Below are 21,623 nucleotides of genomic sequence, written 5' to 3'. Positions count from 1 at the left end.
CCCCTACTCACCGCGCACGCGGCCATCGTTCTGCTGATGGCCGCCGTCGTAGGGGTAATCGCCGGGGTGCTCACTGGCTACAGCACCGGCAACATCGCCGGTGCCATGCTCGCCGGCCTCGGCGCCGCCGGACTGAGCGTGCCTGTCCTGCACAACCTGATCGGCGGTTGAGCCTGGACCGCCATCAGCCGTACGGGGACGCGTCCCGGGCCACGGCCCGGGGCTTCTTCATACCCAGTAGACAGGGCTTGAGCACTAACTCAGGACGCGGAAGGGCGGACCGCGTGTGTCCCGGCTTTCACTGGTCCGCGACAGCCGTCGGAGAGGACCCGGAGTGCACCATGCCATCACTTCCCATATCAAGCCGAGCTACATTTTGAAGCACCACTTGGGGGAGCGAGCTGGCACGATCGGGTCATGCCTATTGCTGTTGAGTTCTTCGTGGCCCCGGACGACGGGGTGGCTTCCGAGATGGGACCGCAGCATCGCCATGATGGTCTTCCGGCTTTCGCGTGCGCGGACTTCTACCCCGACGATGCGGCGGGGGACTGGGAGGTCCTGCTGGTGGGGGGTGCGGCCACAGAGCCGCGTGTTGTTGTGCCGATGAAGAATGACGGCTTCACGGTCTTCGAGCTCCCCGAGAGACTGTGTTCCACCCTGTCGCAGGTGAGCAGGAGTCGGCTTGTTGAGGCCGCTGGTGCCTGGGTCGGACTTGTGAAAGACGATGGGGTTCCGGTGGAGGCGGCGGTCGAGGCCCTGCGCACGGACGGGTTCGAGGGGCCGAGGTGGGACCTGACCATCGGCTGGATGCACGAGAAGTGCCGTCCCACGGTGGAGAAGTGGATCGTGAACGGCACGATGGCCCGCAAGGCGAAGGAGAAGAGGCGCGCCGTGTCCGTCCTGTCGCCGGCCTTGAGGGAAGTCCTCCGCAACGACGCCACCGCAAGGCACGACCTTGTCCTGGACGCCCTGCTGGCCGGCGCCCGGGCACTCCGGTCGGTGCTCCGGAACGGCGAGTGGGATCCGCATCAGACCTCCCTGCAGACCACCTTCATCAACATGGTGATCTTGCAGTTCTCCACCGTCGCGAGGACCTGGGCCAACTCTCAGAGGTACCGGGCGTATGAGGATGCCAGGGAGGAGCTGCCGGATCTACCGGCTTCCCCCGCCTTCGACCAGCTCGCGGCCGCCGAAGACTGGATCGACTTCAACGCCCGGTACAAGGACGAGAAGAACCCAATGCTCCGCGCCATGATCCGGATGCGCGCCATGGACATGGGACCCAAGGAAATCGCCACCGAGCTCGGCATCTCAGACCGCGCCGCCGAGGGAATGTGGCGGCGGTTCAAGACAAAGACACGCGACCAGGGATCCGATGGGAGGCCCGCATGAAGACGCCCGACACCGCATCCCCCCTGCAGCACACTGCTCGTCACGCCCGGGAGGTCCTCGCCCGGAGCACGGCCGACGAGGCACGGACGAACGGGCGCTACGCCGTATGGACGGACGCGCTCGAGCAGCTCGCAGAAGGCGGTGTGCCGGTGACACCCGCGCAGGCCGAGATCGCTGATTTCCTCAGGCTGCTGGCTGTTTCTTCGGTGACCGCTCAGTTGGACGACGACGGAGGCGAAGAGCCTTGTGAGCCTGGCGACGGGGAGACTGAATTCGACGGTTGGGGCCCGGCGACACCGGCCGACGGGTACTGGGCACGTCATCGGGACGCGCTCGACGCATCGCTCGGGTGGCGGGCGGCCGAGCACGCTGCCACGTACCTCGACCACAGCAGCAGCGAGGTGCTCGGCCACCTCGCCGAACCCACCCGGGCGGATGCTTGGCAGTCCCGCGGACTCGTCATCGGTTATGCAGGTTCCGGGAAAACGCACGCCTTCACGGCTCTGGTCGCCAAGGCCATGGACGCGGGCTACCGACTGGTGATCGTGGTCGGCGGATCGCAGAACGTCCAGCGCATTCAGATCCAGCAGGCGCTGGACGCTCATCTCGTGGATGGTGAGCAGGATCCGATCCTGCGGCTCACGACTGCCGAACACGATTACCGGGGAACAGACGACGACAGGCAACTCTGGGACTTCGAGCGACGAGATCCGACACTTCCACTGAACACCGCGTACAACCTGCAGCACACTGCACCACGCCTGCTGGCTGTAAAGCGTAATGCGAATGTGCTGGGCAGACTGGTACGCGACCTGGCTGCACATGGTGATGGTCTGTCGGAGGTCCCAACGCTCGTGATCGACGACGAGCCGGATCCGTGGTCTGCGGTGAACACGCTGCGCCCAGGACGCGTACGGCCCGTCACCAGTGCACTTGTGGCACGACTCCTGGAATTGCTGCCACGATCCCAGTACGTCAACTACGCCTGGACTCCTTTTGCCCGCTCTCTGCTCGACCCCGCCGGAGAGGGACCTCTCTTTCCTGCGGACTACATCGTCAGGCTGCCCAAGCCAGACAGCTATCTCGGAGCACCTGAAGTAAGCGGCGGCAGTGCGCACGTGGCCAGGGTGTGGCGGGACAGAGGCCTGTCCAGGGGCGACGGCGGCAGCCTTCAGCAAGCCCTGGACATGTTCGTACTCACCGGGGCAGTCAAACTGTTCAGGCAGGCAACAAGCCAGGCCTACCACTACCAGCACCACACCATGCTGGTACATGGGACGAACAGGACCGCTGAACAGCAGCAGCTCTTCGACAAACTGCTGCGCCTATGGGAAGAGGCGGACTACGGAGCGGAAGGAAGCACACCAAGGCTGAAGCGGCTCTTCGACACCGATCTACTCAGAAACACCAACTCCTATGAAGAGGGAACTTGTCTTCCGGCAGCGTTCGAGGATCTGCTGCCATTCATCCGCGATGCGGCACAGCGCATCGGCTCCTCAACGAGTCCTGTTGCCTGGATGAGAGCCACGCGTCAGGACCTTTGGAAGATCCTGGTCGGTGGATCGGTGCCGCCGGGAGATTTCGAAGTGGAAGGTCTGACCATCACTCATCTTCCGCAGCCGACAAGGGACGGTGCAGGGGTCCGCTCGTTCGGAGAATGGTTCGGACGACACCACGGATACCGGGATCTCGTTCGTATGTACGTGCAGCTCGACACGGGTCAGGAGGAGGACTGGATCCGGGCAAGGGAGCGCTTCGAGTCGCTGTGCCGTGCTGAAGTCGCGTTTCGATCCCAGATGGAAGGGATCGCCGCTTCTCCTGGAAGGAACGAGCTCCGGTCAGCCGAACTGCCGGCCCTCGCCGCCAATCATCTGTCCTGGCAGCACAGGCGGACTAAAACAGCCAGCGGAGGTCTGGTCTCGCAGTGGCGCTCCCACCGCGCTGGAGATCCCGCAGCTGGCTCTCGCTGGGACTCCGGAGCGCTGCTGCCCGATACCTGCAGAACGGGATCGGCAGGGTAAGCCATAAGTGCGTACGAGGCCGGGCAGCCTCGGTTGCCCGGCCCCGCTGGGGTCGGAAACCGCCTTTTCCTCGGCCTGCCCCGGAGCGACGTCCCGACTTCGTCCCGCATGTGCAGGGGTCCACGGCCCGCTCTGCGGACACCACCAGCACAGCGGGGCGACCTGCCTCGGCTGAGGAAGCGGCACCTGTCCAAGAGCGCATTGGAATGCCTAGAAGCCGAGGCCGTTACCGTCATACGGGGCTGGAAAAGACGGGGACGGCCCGTCCCCTCGCCAGCGTGTCAGGAGTTGTTGGGGTGACAGGCGGTTGGGCTCTGCGGCCGCATCAGGTTGCGGCTGTGGACGCGGCGGTGCGTACCTTGGGACGAACGCCTGCCGAGGGCGTTGCTGGGCCGGGGCTGCGGGCAACGATCGTGTCGGCCTGCGGAACGGGCAAGACCCTGATGGGTGTGCACACCGCGCAACGCGTCGCCCACACGGGGCGAGTGCTGGTCCTGGTGCCCACGCTGGACCTGCTGGTGCAGACAGTGGCTACGTGGCGCGGTGCGGGCCGGGCCGGGCGCATAGTGGCCGTCTGCTCACTGCGCAGAGATCCGGAGCTGGACGCCGCCGGGGTGCGCTGCACGACCGACTGGCGACAGGTAGTGGGGTGGGTCGGGCAGGCGCAGCGGGCGACGGTCTTCGCCACCTATGCGTCGTTGCCGGTCCTCGTGAAGGCACACGCGTCCGGCCTCGGCCGGTGGGACGTGGTGATCGTCGATGAGGCGCACCGGACATCGGGGCCGTGGGGCAAGCCGTGGGCGGCGATCCACGACAATGCCGTGATCCCGGCGGACCGCCGGCTGTATCTCACCGCCACGCCCCGGGTCGCCGAGCCGTGGGCCGGAGCCGGCGAGGCGACCGGGGAGCCGGCCCTGGTCGCCTCGATGGATGACGAGCAGGTGTTCGGCCCAGTGGCCTACCGGCTCACCCTGGCCGAGGCCATCGACCGCGGCCTGCTGGCCCGGTACCAAATCGTGGTGATGGAGATCCACAACCAGGCACTGGGAGTGGGAGGCCCTGAGGAGGCGGGGCTCGAAGCTGGGGCGGCGCGGCGGCTGGAGGGGCTGCAGGCGGCCGTGCTCAAGGCCGCGGCGGAGCATCACCTGCAGCGCGTGATGACGTTCCACCACCGTGTCATGGAGGCACGGGACTTCGCTGATGCGGTGGAGGGGGCTTCACGGCGCCTGCGGGAGGCGGACCCGGGCCTCTACCCGCGGGAAGTGTGGTCGGGATGGCTGCACGGCGGTCACCGGATGGCCCACCGGCGGACGGTTCTGGAAGAGTTCGCCCGCGGCTGCCGCACGGACGGCCAGCTGGTGGAGCGCTCGGTGCTCTCCAGCGCCCGGGTCCTGGCTGAAGGCGTGGACATACCCGCCGTCGACGCCGTGGTCTTCGCAGACCCCCGGGAATCGATCGTCGACACCGTCCAGACCGTCGGCCGCGCCCTGCGACAGGGCCCGCGCGGGGACAAGACCGCTTCTCTGCTGGTGCCGGTATTCCTCGGACCCGACGAGCGCAGTGGGGACTGGCTGGGATCCGGGGCCTATCTGCCGCTCGTCCGGGTCCTCGCCGCGCTGCGTGCCCACGACACCGAGGTCGTAGACCGGCTCGCCGCCTGGCCGGGCCACACCGGCAGCCAAGGCGGCGACGTCCGCAAGGAAGGCCTGGCCGTGCTGTTCTCCCATCCCAGAGACCCTGTAGACATCGCGGCATTCGTGAATCTCCGCGTCATCAGACCCCAATCCAGGGTATGGCTGAACGGCCTCATGGCTGCACGACGATTCCACGCCCAGCACGGACACCTCGTGGTTCCCTACGTGGCGAAAGACGGCCGCTTCCCGCTCGGCGTGTGGATGGGCGATCAGCGCCGCCTCCACCACGCCGGCCGGCTCTCACCCGTGCGTACCACCGCACTGGAACAGCTGGGCATGGTGTGGAGCCACCCCGACCACACATTCAGTGAAGGGCTCTCGGTGGCCCGCGCCTACCACACCATCCACGGGCATCTCGCGGCCCCGCGCGAGGCATCCGTGGACGGCTATCCCCTCGGCACATGGCTGGCCAACCGGCGCCGTGAAGCACGGATGCCGGCCGGCACCCCAGGAGCGCTGAGTACCGCCCGCAGGACAGCCCTGGAGGACATCGACCCGTACTGGTGCCCTGAATGGGATGTCGCGTGGCAGCGCCGCTACGCCCTGCTTCACCGCCACGTCTCCGAGGGCGGATCCCCAGCTGTCGCACCCGGCCACATGACAGCCGGCGAAGACATCGGAGTGTGGTGCGCCCGCCAGCGTGCAGCGTGGGACACGCTCGGCCCCGAGCAGCGCCGGCTGCTTGCCGCCCTGGGCATGACGCCTGACACAGGCGGCACACCGGCCACCAGCCGCGTCACACAGGACGACAGCTTCCGGCGCAACCTCGCTGCCGCACAGGCCTACTCACAACGCGAAGGGAACCTCAACATCCCCCGCAAACACGTGGAGATACTCGACGGCAGGGAGATCAGGCTGGGTGTCTGGATCTCCAACCAGCGGTCCCGCAGGACGAACCTGTCACCGGAGCGGATCGGGGCACTGGACAACCTGGGCATGCGCTGGAGCTGACGCCAGGGGCGGCCGGAGGGCAACGGAATCCGCCCTCGCGCATGGGCCGATGCTCCTGCATCCACCTGCCGACCGGGGCCACGGTCATCACCAGCCTCGCAATCGCGGGCGCCGGAGCGGCTGGGGCGCTGCCCCATCCAGGCCTGTCTCCTTCAGCTGACGGTAGAACCACTCAATCCCGGAAGCAGGAACGGGACCCGGCGCAGTCCTGATGCCAGGCTGGGGTGGGCGCAGCCGGGCCTGTTCGGCGAGCCGGAGCAGGGCAGGGTGCTCCTCGGGCCTGATGAGCAGAGGCAGGCCAGGTGCAGGGGCAAGACGGGTGAAGTGAGCGGCGGCGTCCAGGAAGAGCGCTGCCCACGCTGGCACCGCATGGGTGGCGCAGCCGTCGACCTCGCCGACAGGGTCGTGCAGGGCCAGGGCAGCGGCGTCCCGGCGCCAGTCCGCCAGGCGGGCGGTACCCAGCTGCTGCCCGGCAGCCCCGGTGAACACGGCAGCGGCCAGCGCGGCAGCCAGACGGGGGTGCGCGGTCGCGGCATGGATACGGCGGACGATCTCCACGGTCGTCTGCGGCGAACGCGGCCTGGGCCGGGGATGGTACCGCCAGCTGACCGGCGACGGTACGCACCCGATGCAGTGATCCGATCCATCCCAGTCCGCGAGCCGGTCCAAAGCAGGCACAGAGATCCAGCGGCCGGCGGTCCGCGACGGTACAGCGGACCGGCCCACGCCCTGCCTGGCGGGTCCGGCGGGTCCGGCGAAGAAGCCGGTGTGGGAGTGGGTGAGGGCATGGGGTACACCGGCGAGGGTGTCGCTCAGGGCGGTGGTCGGCCGGCTGCGGTGGCATACCAGGACCAGATGCGCGCCGGTGAACGTCCGCAGGTCGAGCAGGCGCTGCACACGTTCACGGGTGAGCAGGTGGGCGCGCAGGACCGTCAGGCGTCTGACGGACATCGCGGCCATCCAGGCGGTGGCGGCCTCCCACACCGGAGCGCGAGAGTCTGGGAAGCCCGGAAGATGCGCGGGTTTGCCCAACGCCGCCAGGAGGTCGTGGGCGAAGTACCGGTCGCTTCTCGTGCCAGGGGCGGGGTGGACAGTGACGCAGCCGGCCACCAGGTCGTGTGAGGCAAGCGCCGCCCGGGTGACGGCGGCATCATCGGCGGGGTCGAGAAGAACGGTGACAGCAGGGGATGTGTCGTTCACGGGCGTCTGGCGTCTCGGACAGGGCGCTGGGGCGCGGCGGAGGCGAGCGGGCAAGGGGCCGGAGTACTCACGGCCGGGTGCGGCGGCCGAGCTTGCTGAAGACCCAGCGCAGCAGGTCCCGGTCGACCTCAAGACCAGGGCGGGCTTGAAGGGCGCGCCCCAGGTGGTAGGTGATCTTGGCCCAGGTGCGGAAGACGCCGTGGGCGGCCACGTCGTCGCAGTACAGCAGATCATCGGGATCCACACCGCGCCATACCGGGTGGTAGGCCGGGATCGTGGTCAGGACCTCCTCCCGCGTGAGCGGCGTGAACTCCTGCCAGATGTGCACCCGGGAGGCCAGCATGTCCTTGCCGGCCAGGACCTCGTAGGTGTTGCCGCCCCCGACGAACACCACCGCGATGTCGGTGGACAGGTCGTCGAACAGGTGCCGGAAGTACTCGAACGACTCCTCCCGCAGCCACTGGGCCTCATCGCAGACCAGCACCCGGAACTCATCGGCCAGCACGTCCTTCAGCAACGTGTCGAACGCGGTCGGCTGCCGCGGGGGCCTGCCCGGCAGAGCGAGCACGTTGAACAGGTTGTGACGGATGTCCAGCACGGTGGGACGGCCACGGAACTCGATACGGCGCGTAAATTTGGGGGCGAGCTCGCGCAGCGCGGCGTTGACCGACATGGTCTTGCCCAGCCCGGCCGGCCCATAGACGCACATCATGCCGCGGGCGGCAATCACCTCCCCGAGATTGGCCAGCGTCTCCTTCATCGCCATGGTGCCCATCACGTTCGCGTCGGGCAGCGACAGGTAGTGGTCCTTGCGGGGCGGCGGCAGCGGACCACGAAGTGGACGGGCCGAGGACGGGGAGACAGCGGCGGGTACGGCGTTCATCGCGCGGCATGGGTTCTTTCGTCGTCGTCTTCGGTACAGGGAGCAGCGGCCTCACCGGGATCCGGCGCGGTCCAGGACGCAGGCATCTTGTGGGGCAGCGGCAGATAACCGGGCAGTGCCACCCCGGCAAGATCCGAGGCTGCAAGCACCCGCACCGCCGCGGCCGCCTCCAGTTCAGTGACCGTGCCGAGCACCTCGGCCGGCGTGCCGCGGGTGGCTGCCGCGAACCGGGTGGCGCGATCCTTCTCGGCCGCGGACAGCAACCGCTTGAGCCGGTCGGCCTCCCGGGCACGGGCCCGCTTCATCTCCCTGATCTGCTCCGTACTCGCCCGGTCGGACAGGTACGCCGACCCCAAGTGCCGCCCGGTAGCGGCGTCGTAGACCTCAATCTCGTGCTCGTGATGCGGCATATAGCGCAGCCGTACCCTCCGCCCGGCGTGCCCGGTCATCCACGAGGCGACGTAGTGCCGGTTCCTCCACCGCACCCCCTTGCCCGCAAGAACCCGCACCCGGCCGTCGTCCTCAAGGGTGAACATGTGCAGCGCACCTGGCTCCGCGTCCTCGACCGGCGTGAGATCCTCCTCCCACGCGGCCGCCGGGGTACGGCCGGCAAGAGACCGGGGACGGTGCTCGGTGTTCCACCAGACCACCCACTGTCCCAGCAGCGTGATAAACGCCTCCAGCGGCAGCAGCCGCTCCTCGCCGACCGGTTTCCGGCCGCCTTTCAGTCGCGGCGCGGCCGCGTAACCGGGCAGCCGGGCGAAGAACATCTGCTTGGCGGCCTTGTTCAACGCCTCCACCGTGCCCTTCAGATGCGGGCTATAGGCGGGAAGATCGACCACCGGAATGGCGAACGCACCCAAAGCATCGGCCACCGCCTTGGACAGGAAGTCCCTACCCCGGTCCACCCGTACCGCCCCCGGCAGACCACCGAACGGGCCATGCTCCCCATCACGGGATATCGCGTCCCGCAACGCGACCAGCACCGACTCCCTGCTCGGGACCTGCGCGGTGACAGCGAACCCACAGATCACCCGCGTCGCGCAGTCGATGAACCAGGTCACCCACGGCCGGCCCGGCCGACCATCGATATCAACATCCACCTTCACCTGGACGTGATCGGTCTCCCACACCTCGTTCCGGTGCCCCACCGGGCGCTGAAGGAAAACGTCGTGGCTCCGGCGAGCCCTCTCCCCACCCCGCAGCCCAGCCCACTGCCCCGGCGACAGGTCCCGGGCCAGAGCCCGGTACAGCGTCGCGAGCGACGGCGCCTGCACCCCTCCCCCGACCTGCACGGCCACCAGTTCCCGGTGCAGCGCGGCCGCGTTCCCACGGTGGAACGCCAACTGCTTCAACACCTCAGGCGTGACCGTAAACCGCTCCCGCCCCACCGGGCCGAAACGATCCTCCTCACGCGCCGCCGTAAGCCACCGACGGACCGTCCGCTCCGACACCCCCAGCGTCCCAGCGACCACCCGCACGTGCGCCGGCGTCAGCTCACCCCGGCCCTCCAACACCAGCAGACGACGCACCGCCACCGGACGCAGCACACCCACATCCGCAGCAGACCCGACGGACCCCACCCGGCACCCCCGACACACAGTCCGGGCACACCGAACCATTAAATGATCAAGAAAAGCCTACCCCAGTTGGAACCCTCACCCCACTGACCAGCCAATCCTCACCCGATGACCAACAGATCCCCACCAGCTGTCCAACCCCAACACCCAGCCACCACCCCCACACCCCAGAACACAACCACGACCCCAACCAACCCAGCACCCAACGCTGGACACCCAACCGAGAATCACCCCGGACAAACAAGCGAGAACTCCCACAGACCAGGACATGCTCCAGCGCGCCGCGCAGCATGCGGTCGAACTCGATCGCATGAGAGGGCAGACGGCCCTGCAGGCCCAGGGCGTGAAACAGCTCGTGGCGCAGGTCCCGTGTCGAGGGGCGGGCACGGAACCGGATCCGGCGGGTGAGCTTCGGCGCGAGCTCGCGAAGCGAGGCGTTGACCGCGAAGGACCCGCCGGCCTGCCCGTAGACGCAGATCATCGCCTTCGCCTCGATCGCGGCCCGGATGTTCTCCCTGGCCGTAAGCGCGCATGAAGTGATCCTCCCGCTCACGCGGCAGCCGGCCCTGTCGCTCAGCAGTCACCATCGCTCAATGCTCCCCGCTGTCGTCACGTACACCAGCCGCTCCAGGCGGCCCGCCGTCGGCTGGCTGCCCGGCACCCGTTTGCGAGTCGGCCGCGCGGCGAGGGCGGACAACCGGCCGGGCCCAGGAGGCCGGGGGCTCGCGGGGAGGGATCAAGTCCGGCAGAGCCCGCGCCGCCAGATCCGCGCCCCGGGCTCGGGAGATCTCTGCCTCGGCCTGAGAAGAAGTGACCGTGCGCCGCGGATGGGGCACGGCAGCCGTCGTTGTGGCCGTGTAGCGGGCCTTGCGCAGCTTCTCCGCCGCCTTCAGATCCGCTTTCAGCGCGCGGGCCTTCTTCTCCCTGTCCGAGATCAGTTTCCGTCGCTGCTCCAGCGTCGCTGCCTCCGCCAGATACGCGGTGCCCAGGTGGCGGCCCCACTCCTCGGTGGCGAACACCTCGATCTGTCCGTCGTAGTGCGGCAGACACCGCAGCCGGACCCGCATGCCGACGTGCCCGGCCATCCCCGGCGCGATGTTAGGCGCGGCGCCGCCAGCTGATCCCATGCCGCGTGCCCGCCGTCGGCGACCAGGAGCAGGGGCAGGAGGGCGAGGTGTGGCCAGCCTCGCTCGCCGGGTTCCCGCTCGGGCAGTGGACCGCCGACGCCAGGAGGTTCTACGCCCGCGGTGACATGGACGAGGACCGCGTCGCGCAGCTGGAGAAGCTCGGCATGATCTGGAGCCACTTCGACGTCGCGTGGGAGGAGGGCCTGTCCGCCGCGCGCGGGTGGGCGGCCGAACACGGGCACCTCCTAGCCCCGCTCGACGCCACCTTCCAGGGCTACCGGGTGGGCACCTGGCTGAAGAACGCGCGGGCCGCCGCCCGCAAGGCTGCCGAGATCGAGCAGCGGCGTGCCGAGGGGCTGCCGGTGGAGTCGTCGGCCGGGGCGCTGTCGGACGAGCGGCGCGAGCAGCTGGAGGAGATCGACGCGTCCTGGTGCCCGAGCTGGCCGGTGACCTGGCAGCGCTGCTTCCACCTCGTGCGGATGCACCTGGACGCCGGTGAGGCGCTGCCCACCGAGACGCGCGACGTCGTGCGCCAAGGTGAGGATCTGGGGCGGTGGGTGCAGTCGGTCCGGCTCGGCTGGGACCAGCTCACGGCCGTGCAGCAGTGGATGTGCGAGCAGGTCCTCGGGATCGAGCCCGCGACCGAGGACGAGAAGCCCAAGCGCCGTACACAGGCCGACAAGTGGGCGATGCACTACGAGGCCGCCCGCCAGTTCTACGCACGCGAGGGGCACCTCCAGGTCCCCAGGAAACACGTCGAGCGGATCGTCGGCGAGGACCAGGAGGAGCGGGAGCACAAGCTGGGTGCCTGGATCGGGAACCAGCGGAGCAGGGCGGCGACGCTGACGCCGGAGCGGATGGAGCTGCTCTCCGCGATCGGGATGCGCTGGTCCTGATGGTGGGCGTCGTCGTCACCGCGGCCGCCGCGCTCACGGCCGGCTATCTGCTCGGGCGACTGCGCCCGTGGCAGCGGCTGGGCGACTGGGCGGCCGATCAGGTCCGCTTCACCGGGACGTGGGTCCGGGGCGGTGCCGCCCGCCAGGCCGTCGTCGTCCTGGTCCACGCCGTCACCGCGCCGCGCACCAGCTGGCGCATCATGCGCGCCCCAGCCACCGAGACCCGAGCACCGGTGCCCGTACGCGATCCGGACTGGGTCGCCAACCGCACCCGCACCGACCAGGGAGGCACCGCGTGAGCACCGAGCAGCACGACGCCGACGCGTACGGCCAGGAGCTGGCCCGCATCAGCCAACACCAGCACGAGGCCACCGACGCGCGGTTCACGGTCTTCCAGGCCCTGGCCGCCGTCGGCATCGGGCACGAGCAGGCCGACGACATCGTGGCGAAGCTGGAGGCCGAGGCGGTGGCCGGCGCCCACACCTGGATCTCCGAGAGCAGCCCCCCGCACGGGTCGGAGCAGCGGTTCGAGAACGGCTGGTTCGCCGGTGTCCGCGACGTCGCCAGCTACCTGCTGCGCATCGCTGACACCACCGCCACCGCCACCGCGGGGCGCGGCTGCGCCGCCTCCAGCTCCATGCTCCTCGCCCACCTCCAGCAGCCGCACTCCCCCGCCCCGACAGAGGCCCCGGCCCCGGCCGTGGAGCTGGACGCGAAGGACGTCCTGGCGGCCGCGGAGCGCTTCCCGTGGGCCGTGGCCGCACCGGGCGAGCGGCACTGGCCGGACGGCGGTGACTTCCTGGACGTCGCTCTGAGCGCGGTACTCCCTGAGGAACGCGAGGGGTACATCGAGCGCCTGGAGGCGTTCGTGGAGCAGCACCGTCCGCGCCTGGAGGAGATGCTGCGCACGCACGGGCCGGGCAGCAAGCCCGCCTCGCACGGCCGGTAAGCGCTGATCGGACAGCCCGAGACCCTGGTCATCGTGGAGCGGATGGAGAGTGCCCCGTTCCTTCTGCGTGGCCAGTGGGAGAAGGAGCTGGAGACGGTGTTCCTGGACGACCTCGAGTTCGTGTGGTGGCCGCGTATCCGGCTCAGCCGGTGAGCAGCCGGGAAGGAGCAGCGGGGCCGGGCAGGGTGATCCTGTCCGGCCCCGCTGTCGTCGGGGCACCCGAGCGCTCGGGCTTGCCCAGGGTGGCCTTGGGCTTGCCCGCGGCCGCCGACGGCTTGCCCGGCTCAGCCGCGCAGGCGGGAGAGCCAGCCGGTGGGCTGGCTTTATCGAGCAGTAGCGGTTGACGTGAACGAAGCCATGTTCTTGAACTCGCCTTCCACGGCGAGCGTGGAGGACAGGATGCCCGTTCCCTTCTCCAGCCATCGGCTGCCGGTGGCGGTGGCGGTGTCGTGCGTGGTGGACCACGGTACGCCGGCTGCCGATGACGGGGATCCGGCGAGCAGTACGGCTGCGGCCGAAGCGAGGGTGACGGTGAGGGCCTTCAGGGCGCGTAGACGCATCGGACTGTTCCTTCGGTTGAAATGCTGAGGAGCGTGCAGAGGGTGCCGGTCAGGCATGGACCGCTTCGAGGGGACTCTGGGAGGTGGTCGGCTCCGGTTCGGCGTGCCGGGGCCGCTTCCGCCGTATGCGCATCAGCCGGGGGTCGTGTCCGTACGGAGCGAGGAGCAACAGCAGTCCTGCCCACATGGCGAAGGCGAAGCTCCACAGGCCCATGACGACGGCGATGCCGAGGTGGAAGAGCACGCCGGCGGGCAGGAGCGCCCACCGCACCTTCTGCGGCATGAGTAGCGCGGCCGCCAGTGCGATCTCCACGACCAGGGGTCCCCAGGTCAGGGCGGCGACGCCGATAGGAGCGTCCATCACCGTGTTCAGGGCCGGGCGGAGCCAGTTGGGGGCGCCGAAGGCGTGGTTGTTGATCCAGTAGTACAAGGCGCTGCCGTCGGCCCATTCGGCATGGGGGAGTTTGGCGACGCATGCCTGGAAGTAGAGGACGGACATCTGGATGCGCGCCAGGGTGACCGCGCTGATGCCGACGAGGGCCCAGGTCGTCCGTGTGCCATCGGTGGGTTGCGGTTGCCAGTGCCAGCGGCGCGAGTCGCCGAGGGCAACGAGGGCGATCAGCAGGGCGAGGATCCAGGTGATCTGGTCGCCGCCGTCCGGGATGGAGATGCCAGTGAAAACGCTGAAGGCGACGTAGGCGTGCGGGATGGCGGTGAACCTGGGACGCCAACCAGTGGCGGCGATGACCAAGACAAGGCAGCACGCCCACCGCACGGTCTCGAAGTGGTCGGGAGACACCAGACAGAATGCGCCTGCCCCGGTGACTCCCCTGCACAGCGGGTACTGGCCTACGCTGGCGACTTCCCGGAACAGGGTCGCGCTGTCGCTGAAAGCGAGGGTGCCCAGAGTGCCGAGGGCGAGGAGAGTGCGGGCCAGGCCGTAGCCGGCTCCCCATGGGAGACTGATGGTGCGCTGCCGCATCAGCAGGTCACCTCCAGGATCATCACACGCTCCGGGGAATGGGATGTGGCCACCAGGTCCCGCCACGCGTAGGGGGTGGGGCGCACCTGCAGGAGGCCGATGGTTCCGCACAGCGTCGCATCGGGCGTGCCGTTCGGGAGCTGGCGACTGACTGCGCCTGCGTTCGCCAGGCAGGTCTCGCTGCTGTCTGTGCAGTCGCGCCAGTCGGATTTCTGCGCGGCGGACAGCAGCATGGCGATCTCTACGCCCTGCGCGCGGGACTCACGGTTCAGGCCGAACGCGTTGTGCGGGGATGCATGCGGAGTCAGGGAAAGGGACTGCCAGCCGTCCGGGGTTTTCTTGTACGGCATGACCTCGACGTCGCGAGGGGACTTGGTGAAGAAGGCCCAGCCCTGCGGCGCAATATTGACGACGGTGTGCTTCACTTTGCTTTGCGCTGGCAAGGTGATTACGTTTTTTGGGACCTGCTCCTGGACTGCATAGAGAACAATCACCGACCAGACGACGCATGCGACGATGACCGAGTTCAAGGACACGCAGACCTTGCCTGCTCCGCTCCGGGTAAATGCGGCACAGGCAGTTCTAAATTTTGTATTCATGACGTGGTGGAGGATCCTCTGCCGCCGGGACGCGAACGCAGCAAGGGGGTGGTGCGGAGAGTCTGCAGCCTCTCCGCACCACCCGCTGCTCAGGCGGCCTTGAGGGCCTTCGTCACCTGCGCCACGGCCTCGTCCTTGGACAGCGGGGTGCCGTCACCGGTCGTCGGCTGGGGGCTCCAGAACCAGTTCTTGCCCTTGACGAAGTTGGCACCCACGGCGACGGTGACCGTCACCACGGCGCCGGCCGCGGTGACGACGGCGGCGACGTGAACCACCGCGGCGCCGACTGCCACGGTCACGCCGCAGAGCTGGCCGTTCTCGACCGGGGTGGCCTTGTCGTCCTTCTGCGCCACGGTCAGCAGCAGGTTCTGGGCGTCCGTGACGGCCTTCTCGACCTGGCGGGGGTCGCCACTGCGAGTCTTCGCGCTCAGTTCGGCGAAGAAGTTGGGCGAGTGCTTGTTGATGAGATCGATCACCGCGTTGGAGGCACGGACCTCGCTCAGGTCATCGTTGTCGAGGTGCTGGCGAGCCTCGGCGAAGAGGTCGAGCTTCGACAGATCGCGGCCGACCTGGCCCTGCCCGAAGAACAGGCCCCGGAAGACGTTCTCGCCGTCGGCCTTGGCTGAAGCCGGCGAGGCGACCGCGGTTACGGCGGTCTTGGCGGATCCGGCACCCTGATCGGCGATCGCCGACGGCGCCGCAGCCACGCACAGGGCGGTGGCCGTGACACTGGCAACTAAGAGCATGCCGCGCTGCTTGACGTTCAACTTCAATCCCCTCGTTGGTTAAGCGCTCAGGGGAAGGCAAAAACTGCGGTCAATCCGCCCCCCGATGCGTGATCTTGCCTCCTAGATACTCACAAAGCAAACGATCATCCGTCGAGCAAATATGGCAGCGCTCACAGCGCCTTATAAATGGATAGACAGCTTCCGGTAACCTCTAGTTCATTTTTGGCCAGCCGGAGCGTCGTACTTGACCTCTTCAATACAGAAGATGCCGGGCCGGGCTGGAGCCGCGAAGTGCCAAAGCCGCGAAATCGAGCTCACGCGCCCGTTTGCTGCTTCGCGGAGAGGGCGTTGAGGAGTGCGGCGCCGCGTTCGGCGTCGTCGACGCTCACGGCGAACTCGGGGCCCTTGCGGGGACGGATGACCAAGCACTCGCCGGACCGCAGCATGATGGTCGTTCCCAGCCCGCTGAGCCGGTAGCCCCAGCCACCGACCTGCCCCGGCGTACGGTTCTCCGCGCGCGCCGCGACGATGTCACCGGCCGCCCAGCGGCGCGCCGGCCAGCCCAGGGGACCGAAGGACACCTCCAGCCCAGCCTCCGTCACGCGCGCTTGCACCGAGGAGAAGGCGAGGACCACGAGCGAGGCGACCGCGAATGGAGTGATCAGCGCCCACTGCACAGCGATCAGGCCGCCCGCGGCCGCCGCGGCGGCGGCCGCGGCCACCAGCCCAGTGACCGCGGCGGTGATGTGGAGCCAGGGGTTCGACGCGCGGGAGAGCCAGACCCGGTGCTCGCCCGCCGGGATGTCCATGACGTCACCCACAGAAAGCGGGCTCGCTGCAGTCGGCAGCGCTGCGCGCCGCCCGGCCAGCCAGCCGAGCACGCCCGCCGCCACCGCGACGACAGCCGTGACAGCCACTCCCGCGCCAACCGAAGCAGCATCCTTCCAGTCGGTCCGGTCCAGGTTGGCCCGCACGATCGACGCTTGGGCACCTGCCAGAAACACGCCGCCGGACAGCAGCGAAGCGCCCACCCAGGCTCCCGAGGGGGATCCCCCGCGCCGACCGGCGAAGGCGATGGAGAGCGCCAGAACCGCCCATACCAGCGCAGGGAGCAGTGCCGCTGCCCACAGGGGCATCGAGCCGTCCGGCGACCCGCTGCCCCAGTGCGTGGCGAGCCGGTCCGGCAGGCGCCCACTCGCAGCGGGGGGAAGCGCGGCCAAGAAAGCCAGCACCCCGACCCCCCATACAACCGCCCCCCACCGTGCGCCGTTCGTCTTCGTACGGTCAGTCACGAAAGCCCCCTGATCATTTCGATGAGATCGTTCCTGCTGTATCCAAGGTGCGCCGCGTCAGCCACCAACAGCCGTGCTCTCTGGAGCAGTTGCGACCGCTGGTCAGCGGCCTCGGCGACAGTGACCCCACGGCCGCGCCGGAACTCCAGCACGCCCTCGTCACGCAGGGCGCGCAGCCCGCGAAGGACGGTGTTCGCGTTCACTCCCAACGCCCGGGACAGGTCCCGAGCCGGAGGCAACCGGTCCCCTGGCCCGCACTCCCCCTCGGCGATGGCGCGCCGAATCGCTCCCGCCACCTGCTCGTGGAGAGGGCGGCTGTCCGTGGTGTCCAGTCTCAGCAGCATGATGCTAATGAGCATAGCACCATGCATGTCAAAGGGCTGGGGGTGCGCTGTGGACCTGAGACGCGGCGCGGTCATTCACGCCGCGTGGGCGAGTTCAACCGCCCGGTGCTCGGCACCGGTGACAATGCCAAGCCGCCACACATGCGCGTACTCGTCTTGAGTGCCGGTCTGGAACTTGTAGGCGATCGCGTCGATCACCTGACGATGGTCCCGCCCACGGCCACCCCGCTTGGGCGTCCGGTCCGGAAGCAACGATTCGATCCGCGCCCACTGCGCGTCAGTCAACGACACACCCGGACCAACGACCAACTGGTCCAAACGAAACCGCCTAGCCGCCGAGACCGACCCAGACTGAGCTGGGTCGGAGTTGGACGGAGCTGGGCTGGACCGAGCTGGTGAAGGCCAGCCCAGCCCCGAAAAGAAAGCAGGCCTCTTCCTCCGGCTATCGCGGAGAAAGACACCTCATGCAGCTAAGCCGTCAAGTCGTGGGAGGTTCGCCGGCCCATCGCGTCCGTTGTACTTCGGCCCTGTCCCCCGGCTCCGGACCTCGCTGACACACCAGAACTGACAGCGAAGCCAGTCACACGTCGCCCAGGAAACCAGGATCGGACGGCCCCATCTGCCGGGCGAAGTCCGCTGCGACTCCTAGCACCTCGCGCATCGGCACAGGTCGCCGACTCGTGGCCGCGAGATCGGCGTGAGCTTCCTTCGACCACAGGAACGGATACACGGAAAGACCCTGCTGCAAAGCCAGGGCTGCGGCCTCCTCACACCAGCCGGGCCAGCGCATTCCGTCGTAGAACGTCTCCAGCCTGCCCGAGAGCAGCCAGGAGACCCACCCGGAGTGGCCCATCTCCATCGCCTCCCACTCCAGAGTGTCGGGAGCGAAATACGCCATTTGGCCGGGTGCTCCAGGACGACCGGCGGCCGCGGGGTCGCCACCGTTCAACGCGAAGACCCCTCCGACAATGTCGTGGCCGACGACAAGACCTGTCGCGGGCTGCCAGTGAGGGTCGAAGGCCGAGGGGAAGCGGTTGACCTGCGCCAGACTCGGGAGTCGCCCATCCGCGACCGAACCAGAGCCCCCGCCGAACACTCGCAGCCACCCGTTGTCTACGAGGAGTCCACCGGTGTGCAGCGTCAGTGCACCGAGCACCGATCGCCCGGTGACCTGCATCTGTAGTAGGCATCGGCGGCCCTCGTAACCCCGCCGGGGGCACGACCCGCTACACCTACGATGACGCGGGCGGCGTCGCCTCCATCATCGATCCGCTCGGCGCGACCACCACGGTCCGCTGTGACCGCGCCGGTCTCCCGGTCGAGATCACGGACCCGATCGGGGCGGTCACCCGGTACGACCGGGACGCATTCGGGCGCCCGCTGCGCATCACGGATCCTCTCGGCAACACCACCATGTTGGAGTGGACGCCGGAGGGCCGGCTCGCACGGCGCGTCGAGCCCGACGGCACCTTCCAGTCCTGGGAGTACGACGGCGAGGGCAATTGCGTCCAGCACACCGATGCGATCGGCGGGACCACGACCTACGAATACGGCGACTTCGACGTGGTGAGAGCCCGTACGGGGCCTGACGGTGCGCGCCATGCCTTCGTCCATGACGCCCGGCTGCGCCTCACGGAGGTGGTCAACCCGCAAGGGCTCAGCTGGCGGTACGTGTACGACGCCGCCGGCAGACCGGAATCCGAGACGGACTTTGACGGGCGCACCGTACGGTACGTCCACGACGCGGCCGGACGCCTGGTCACCCGTGTCAATGCCGCCGGCCAAGCGGTGCACGTGGAGTATGACGTCCTTGACAACCGCATCCTCAAGGATGTGGGCGGCGCTGTCACCCGGTATGAGTACGACTACTCGGACTGTGTCGCGGCGATCACCGGTCCGACAGGCACGGTGACGTACATGCGTGACCGCTTCGGACGTGTACACAAGGAGACTGCCGACGGGCGAACCTTGTCCCGTACCTATGACGAGCTGAGCCGCGTCGTCTCGCGGACGACGCCGTCCGGGGTGACCTCGCAGTGGACCTACGACGCAGCCGGCCGGAAGGCAGGCCTGACCACGTCCGGGACTTGGATCGGCATCGAGCGCGATCCGATGGGTCGCGAGACAGGTCGCCGCACCAGCAGCGGACTGACGCTGGACTTCGAGCGCGATGCCCTCGGGCGCCTGGTGAGCCAGCGGGTGATCGGCCCAGGTGGCAGCCTGCTCCGCCGACGCGGCTACACCTACCGGGCCGACGGCTTCCTGGTGGGCGTGCAGGACGAGCTCGCGGGTGCGCGAACGTACGAGCTGGACCCCGTGGGCAGGGTCACAGCAGTCAGCGCTGCCGCCGGCTGGAGCGAGCGCTATGCCTATGACGCCGTCGGCAACCAGACGGAGGCCTCGTGGCCTGTCGGCCATCCCGGCAACACCGACGTGACTGGTCCACGGACATACGAGGGAATGCGGCTCATCGGCGCAGGCCGGGTCAGGTACGAGTACGACGCGGCTGGCAGGATCATCCTTCGGCAGCGCACTCGGCTCTCTCGCAAGCCCGATACATGGCGCTACGAGTGGGATGCCGAGGACCGCCTCACGGCCGTCACCACCCCGGACGGCACCTTGTGGCGCTACACCTACGACGCACTCGGCCGGCGCAGCACCAAGCGACGCATGGCCGCGGACAGGGTCACCGTCGCGGAGGAGACGGCCTTCGTCTGGGACGGCATGACCTTGTGCGAGCAGACGACCACCGCAGCGGACCAGCCGCACGCGGTCACCTTGACCTGGGACCACGACGGCCTCCGGCCCCTAGCCCAGAGAGAGCAGATAGCTGATGCCGACGGTGGCTCAATCGGCAGTCGATTCTTCGCCATCGTGACGGACCTGATCGGCACCCCAACCGAACTGGTCGACGAGGCCGGCACCATCGCTTGGCGCACCCGCAGCACGGTGTGGGGAACCACGACCTGGAACACGGACGCGCAGGCCTACACCCCCCTCCGCTTCCCCGGCCAGTACTTCGACGCTGAAACGGGCCTGCACTACAACTGCTTCCGCTACTACGACCCGGAGACCGCCCGCTACATCTCGGTCGACCCCCTCGGTCTCGGTCCTGCCCCCAATCCGGCCGCGTACGTTGTCAACCCGCACACCTGGTCCGACCCCCTGGGCCTCACTCCGTGCCCGCCCAAGGGCGAAAAGAGCAATCCGTTCAAGCTGCGCAACGAGGCCGAGCGCGCCGCGTTTGATGCTGCGGGAGTCCCCTTCGGGACCACTCCTGACGCCGAATGGATCGTAATGGGTGACAAGACGATGAAGAACATGCCCGGACACGTCTATTCCCCGGACCCAACCCACTGGGGGAACTTCCGGCAGTTCGAAACACCGGACGGCTCGCGGGTCGTCGTTGAACACACACACGATCCCGCAGGGCCCCACTTCCACGCAGGAGGACCAAAGGGGTTGACCCCCGAAGACCAGTCCCGCTCCGGAGTGAACTTCGGCTGGGACAACACGGCCGACGGCTACAAGACCATGGAACGCTACCGAGCCATCGACAAGCCCGGCGGAGATCACCACTTCTTTTACGAGGAGAAATGACATGCCCACCAGCGAGGACAACCTCATCGACGTCATCCGCGCCAGCGGTCTCAAGGTGCATGCGGTGCATGGAAATGACCCCGGCCCATCGGTTGAGGCCGCTTGGCGCGCCATGGCAGGCTTCAGTGTGGAGCCAAGTGCGACGGTTCCCCTGAAGGGCGACCTCGGGGGAGTCCACGACCTCTGGCTCCATCATGCTCGCCGAGCCGGCGTCGTCGGCGACGACGGGTTGTTCCTCATCACCGCAGTGGTGACCGGAAGCTGGGAGGTCGGCTGGGTTTGGGTGCGTCTCACTGACACCGCCGATGTCTCCCGTCTCGTCGATGACCAGGGACGGATCGAGTTCATCGCCCGCTCCGCGTCAGGCGACCACATCTGCGGCGTTACCGCGGAGGAGTACGACTACTGGGTCGTCAGCCTGGCCCTCTGATGGCGAGGCAAGCCCGCGCCACACCCGGACTGCTCCCACCCTCCAGCTTTTAAGCAATCCGCCCACCCAGGCGGGCACGCAGTGGACGAGTTCCTCCTGGGCGGTATAGACCGCCGGCCGATCCTGCCGGATCCGCCCCAGGCAGTTCCCACGGCGATGGCTCGTGCGTACTTACAGCGCTCTCGGCCGGTCCGCGCGTCACTGTGTGGCACGGTCGTGGGGCCTTTCTATAGCTGTTCGATGCCGAAATGGTGCAGCTGGCCCTCGGCTAACGAGCTCGTGCATGGTTGGCGGTGCGGTGCTGGATCTTGATCCCTGATCATGTTCATGTGGTGGGGACAGCGGCGCGTGCAGCGATCATCAGCGATCGGCGGATCACAGGTCTGTCGGCCGAT

18 protein-coding genes and 3 pseudogenes are annotated in these 21,623 nt (G+C 68.3%); 8 read left to right on the top strand and 13 right to left on the bottom strand.

Annotation, left to right across the window (positions count from 1 at the left end):
• The first annotated feature begins 417 nt into the window (after nt 1-417).
• The 3 genes from EF903_RS11555 to EF903_RS11545 all read left to right on the top strand — a co-directional run bounded on the left by EF903_RS11555 (nt 418) and on the right by EF903_RS11545 (nt 6,058).
• Entirely contained in the window at nt 418-1,392 is a 975-nt protein-coding gene (locus tag EF903_RS11555; RefSeq protein ID WP_125543115.1) for a hypothetical protein, read from the top strand.
• Complete coding sequence (locus tag EF903_RS11550) at nt 1,389-3,413, top strand: Z1 domain-containing protein (protein ID WP_125543114.1); 2,025 nt, start codon at nt 1,389-1,391, stop codon at nt 3,411-3,413. The genes EF903_RS11555 and EF903_RS11550 overlap by 4 nt, the downstream gene beginning before the upstream one ends.
• A gap of 278 nt (nt 3,414-3,691) precedes the next feature.
• Nucleotides 3,692-6,058 carry a Helicase associated domain protein gene (locus EF903_RS11545; RefSeq protein WP_312845911.1) on the top strand — a complete coding sequence of 789 codons (2,367 nt, stop codon included), beginning with the start codon at nt 3,692-3,694 and terminating at the stop codon, nt 6,056-6,058.
• Nucleotides 6,059-6,145: 87 nt separating this feature from the next.
• Here the strand turns inward: EF903_RS11545 and EF903_RS11540 are convergent, their stop codons facing one another.
• From EF903_RS11540 to EF903_RS11525, 4 genes are all read right to left on the bottom strand, one after another.
• On the bottom strand, nt 6,146-7,258 hold the full coding sequence (locus EF903_RS11540) for a hypothetical protein (RefSeq protein ID WP_125543112.1): 1,113 nt from the start codon (nt 7,256-7,258) through the stop codon (nt 6,146-6,148).
• Nucleotides 7,259-7,325: 67 nt separating this feature from the next.
• Nucleotides 7,326-8,141 (bottom strand): ATP-binding protein, encoded by an 816-nt coding sequence (locus EF903_RS11535; protein ID WP_125543111.1) that lies wholly within the window; start codon nt 8,139-8,141, stop codon nt 7,326-7,328.
• Nucleotides 8,138-9,673 carry a Mu transposase C-terminal domain-containing protein gene (locus EF903_RS11530; RefSeq protein ID WP_399420636.1) on the bottom strand — a complete coding sequence of 512 codons (1,536 nt, stop codon included), beginning with the start codon at nt 9,671-9,673 and terminating at the stop codon, nt 8,138-8,140. Before EF903_RS11530 ends, EF903_RS11535 begins: the two co-directional genes overlap by 4 nt.
• Before the next feature lie 638 nt (nt 9,674-10,311).
• Entirely contained in the window at nt 10,312-10,806 is a 495-nt protein-coding gene (locus EF903_RS11525) for a hypothetical protein (RefSeq protein WP_185902622.1), read from the bottom strand.
• Nucleotides 10,807-10,853: 47 nt separating this feature from the next.
• Here EF903_RS11525 and EF903_RS11520 point away from each other — a divergent pair, with 47 nt between their 5' ends.
• From EF903_RS11520 to EF903_RS11510, 3 genes are read left to right on the top strand one after another with little or no spacing between them, the layout of a single operon-like run.
• Entirely contained in the window at nt 10,854-11,744 is an 891-nt protein-coding gene (locus EF903_RS11520; protein ID WP_399420631.1) for a helicase associated domain-containing protein, read from the top strand.
• Nucleotides 11,744-12,043, top strand: a complete 300-nt coding sequence (locus tag EF903_RS11515; protein ID WP_125543109.1) for a hypothetical protein — start codon at nt 11,744-11,746, stop codon at nt 12,041-12,043. Before EF903_RS11520 ends, EF903_RS11515 begins: the two co-directional genes overlap by 1 nt.
• Complete coding sequence (locus EF903_RS11510) at nt 12,040-12,693, top strand: hypothetical protein (RefSeq protein ID WP_125543108.1); 654 nt, start codon at nt 12,040-12,042, stop codon at nt 12,691-12,693. Before EF903_RS11515 ends, EF903_RS11510 begins: the two co-directional genes overlap by 4 nt.
• 323 nt (nt 12,694-13,016) lie before the next feature.
• On the opposite strand, the gene EF903_RS11505 is transcribed toward EF903_RS11510, so the two are convergent.
• The 9 genes and pseudogenes from EF903_RS11505 to EF903_RS11470 form a co-directional block, all read right to left on the bottom strand.
• Entirely contained in the window at nt 13,017-13,253 is a 237-nt protein-coding gene (locus tag EF903_RS11505) for a hypothetical protein (protein WP_125543107.1), read from the bottom strand.
• A 49-nt stretch (nt 13,254-13,302) separates the two neighbouring features.
• On the bottom strand, nt 13,303-14,235 hold the full coding sequence (locus EF903_RS11500) for a sporulation-delaying protein SdpB family protein (protein WP_125543106.1): 933 nt from the start codon (nt 14,233-14,235) through the stop codon (nt 13,303-13,305).
• A complete protein-coding gene (locus tag EF903_RS11495) occupies nt 14,235-14,765 on the bottom strand; it encodes an SdpA family antimicrobial peptide system protein (protein WP_185902621.1) in 531 nt (176 codons plus the stop codon). Before EF903_RS11495 ends, EF903_RS11500 begins: the two co-directional genes overlap by 1 nt.
• Nucleotides 14,766-14,923: 158 nt before the next feature.
• Entirely contained in the window at nt 14,924-15,601 is a 678-nt protein-coding gene (locus EF903_RS11490; RefSeq protein ID WP_125543104.1) for a sporulation delaying protein family toxin, read from the bottom strand.
• 275 nt (nt 15,602-15,876) lie between these two features.
• Nucleotides 15,877-16,593 carry a hypothetical protein gene (locus tag EF903_RS11485; RefSeq protein ID WP_312845912.1) on the bottom strand — a complete coding sequence of 239 codons (717 nt, stop codon included), beginning with the start codon at nt 16,591-16,593 and terminating at the stop codon, nt 15,877-15,879.
• Nucleotides 16,594-16,674: 81 nt separating this feature from the next.
• Nucleotides 16,675-16,794 (bottom strand): annotated as a pseudogene (locus tag EF903_RS35850) (DUF1648 domain-containing protein); the annotation flags it as partial.
• A 56-nt stretch (nt 16,795-16,850) separates the two neighbouring features.
• The gene (locus EF903_RS11480; RefSeq protein WP_125543102.1) at nt 16,851-17,198 is read right to left on the bottom strand and encodes a GntR family transcriptional regulator; all 348 of its coding nucleotides are present in this window, start codon (nt 17,196-17,198) and stop codon (nt 16,851-16,853) included.
• Between the two features lie 75 nt (nt 17,199-17,273).
• A complete protein-coding gene (locus EF903_RS35135) occupies nt 17,274-17,489 on the bottom strand; it encodes a transposase (protein ID WP_260615091.1) in 216 nt (71 codons plus the stop codon).
• Between the two features lie 289 nt (nt 17,490-17,778).
• Nucleotides 17,779-18,387 (bottom strand): annotated as a pseudogene (locus EF903_RS11470) (DUF2625 family protein); the annotation flags it as partial.
• Between the two features lie 14 nt (nt 18,388-18,401).
• Between EF903_RS11470 and EF903_RS11465 the strand changes: the two are divergent.
• Together EF903_RS11465 and EF903_RS11460 are read left to right on the top strand one after the other, a co-directional pair.
• Nucleotides 18,402-20,798, top strand: a pseudogene (locus tag EF903_RS11465) (RHS repeat-associated core domain-containing protein); the annotation flags it as partial.
• Between the two features lies 1 nt (nt 20,799).
• Nucleotides 20,800-21,228 (top strand): hypothetical protein, encoded by a 429-nt coding sequence (locus EF903_RS11460; RefSeq protein ID WP_125543100.1) that lies wholly within the window; start codon nt 20,800-20,802, stop codon nt 21,226-21,228.
• The last annotated feature ends 395 nt before the right edge of the window (nt 21,229-21,623 follow it).

The sequence above is a fragment of the Streptomyces sp. WAC05292 genome (genome assembly GCF_003949955.1).
GTDB lineage: Bacteria > Actinomycetota > Actinomycetes > Streptomycetales > Streptomycetaceae > Streptomyces > Streptomyces globosus.
Note: the sequence above shows the minus strand (reverse complement) of the source record. Positions and strands in the feature narration are given on the sequence as shown.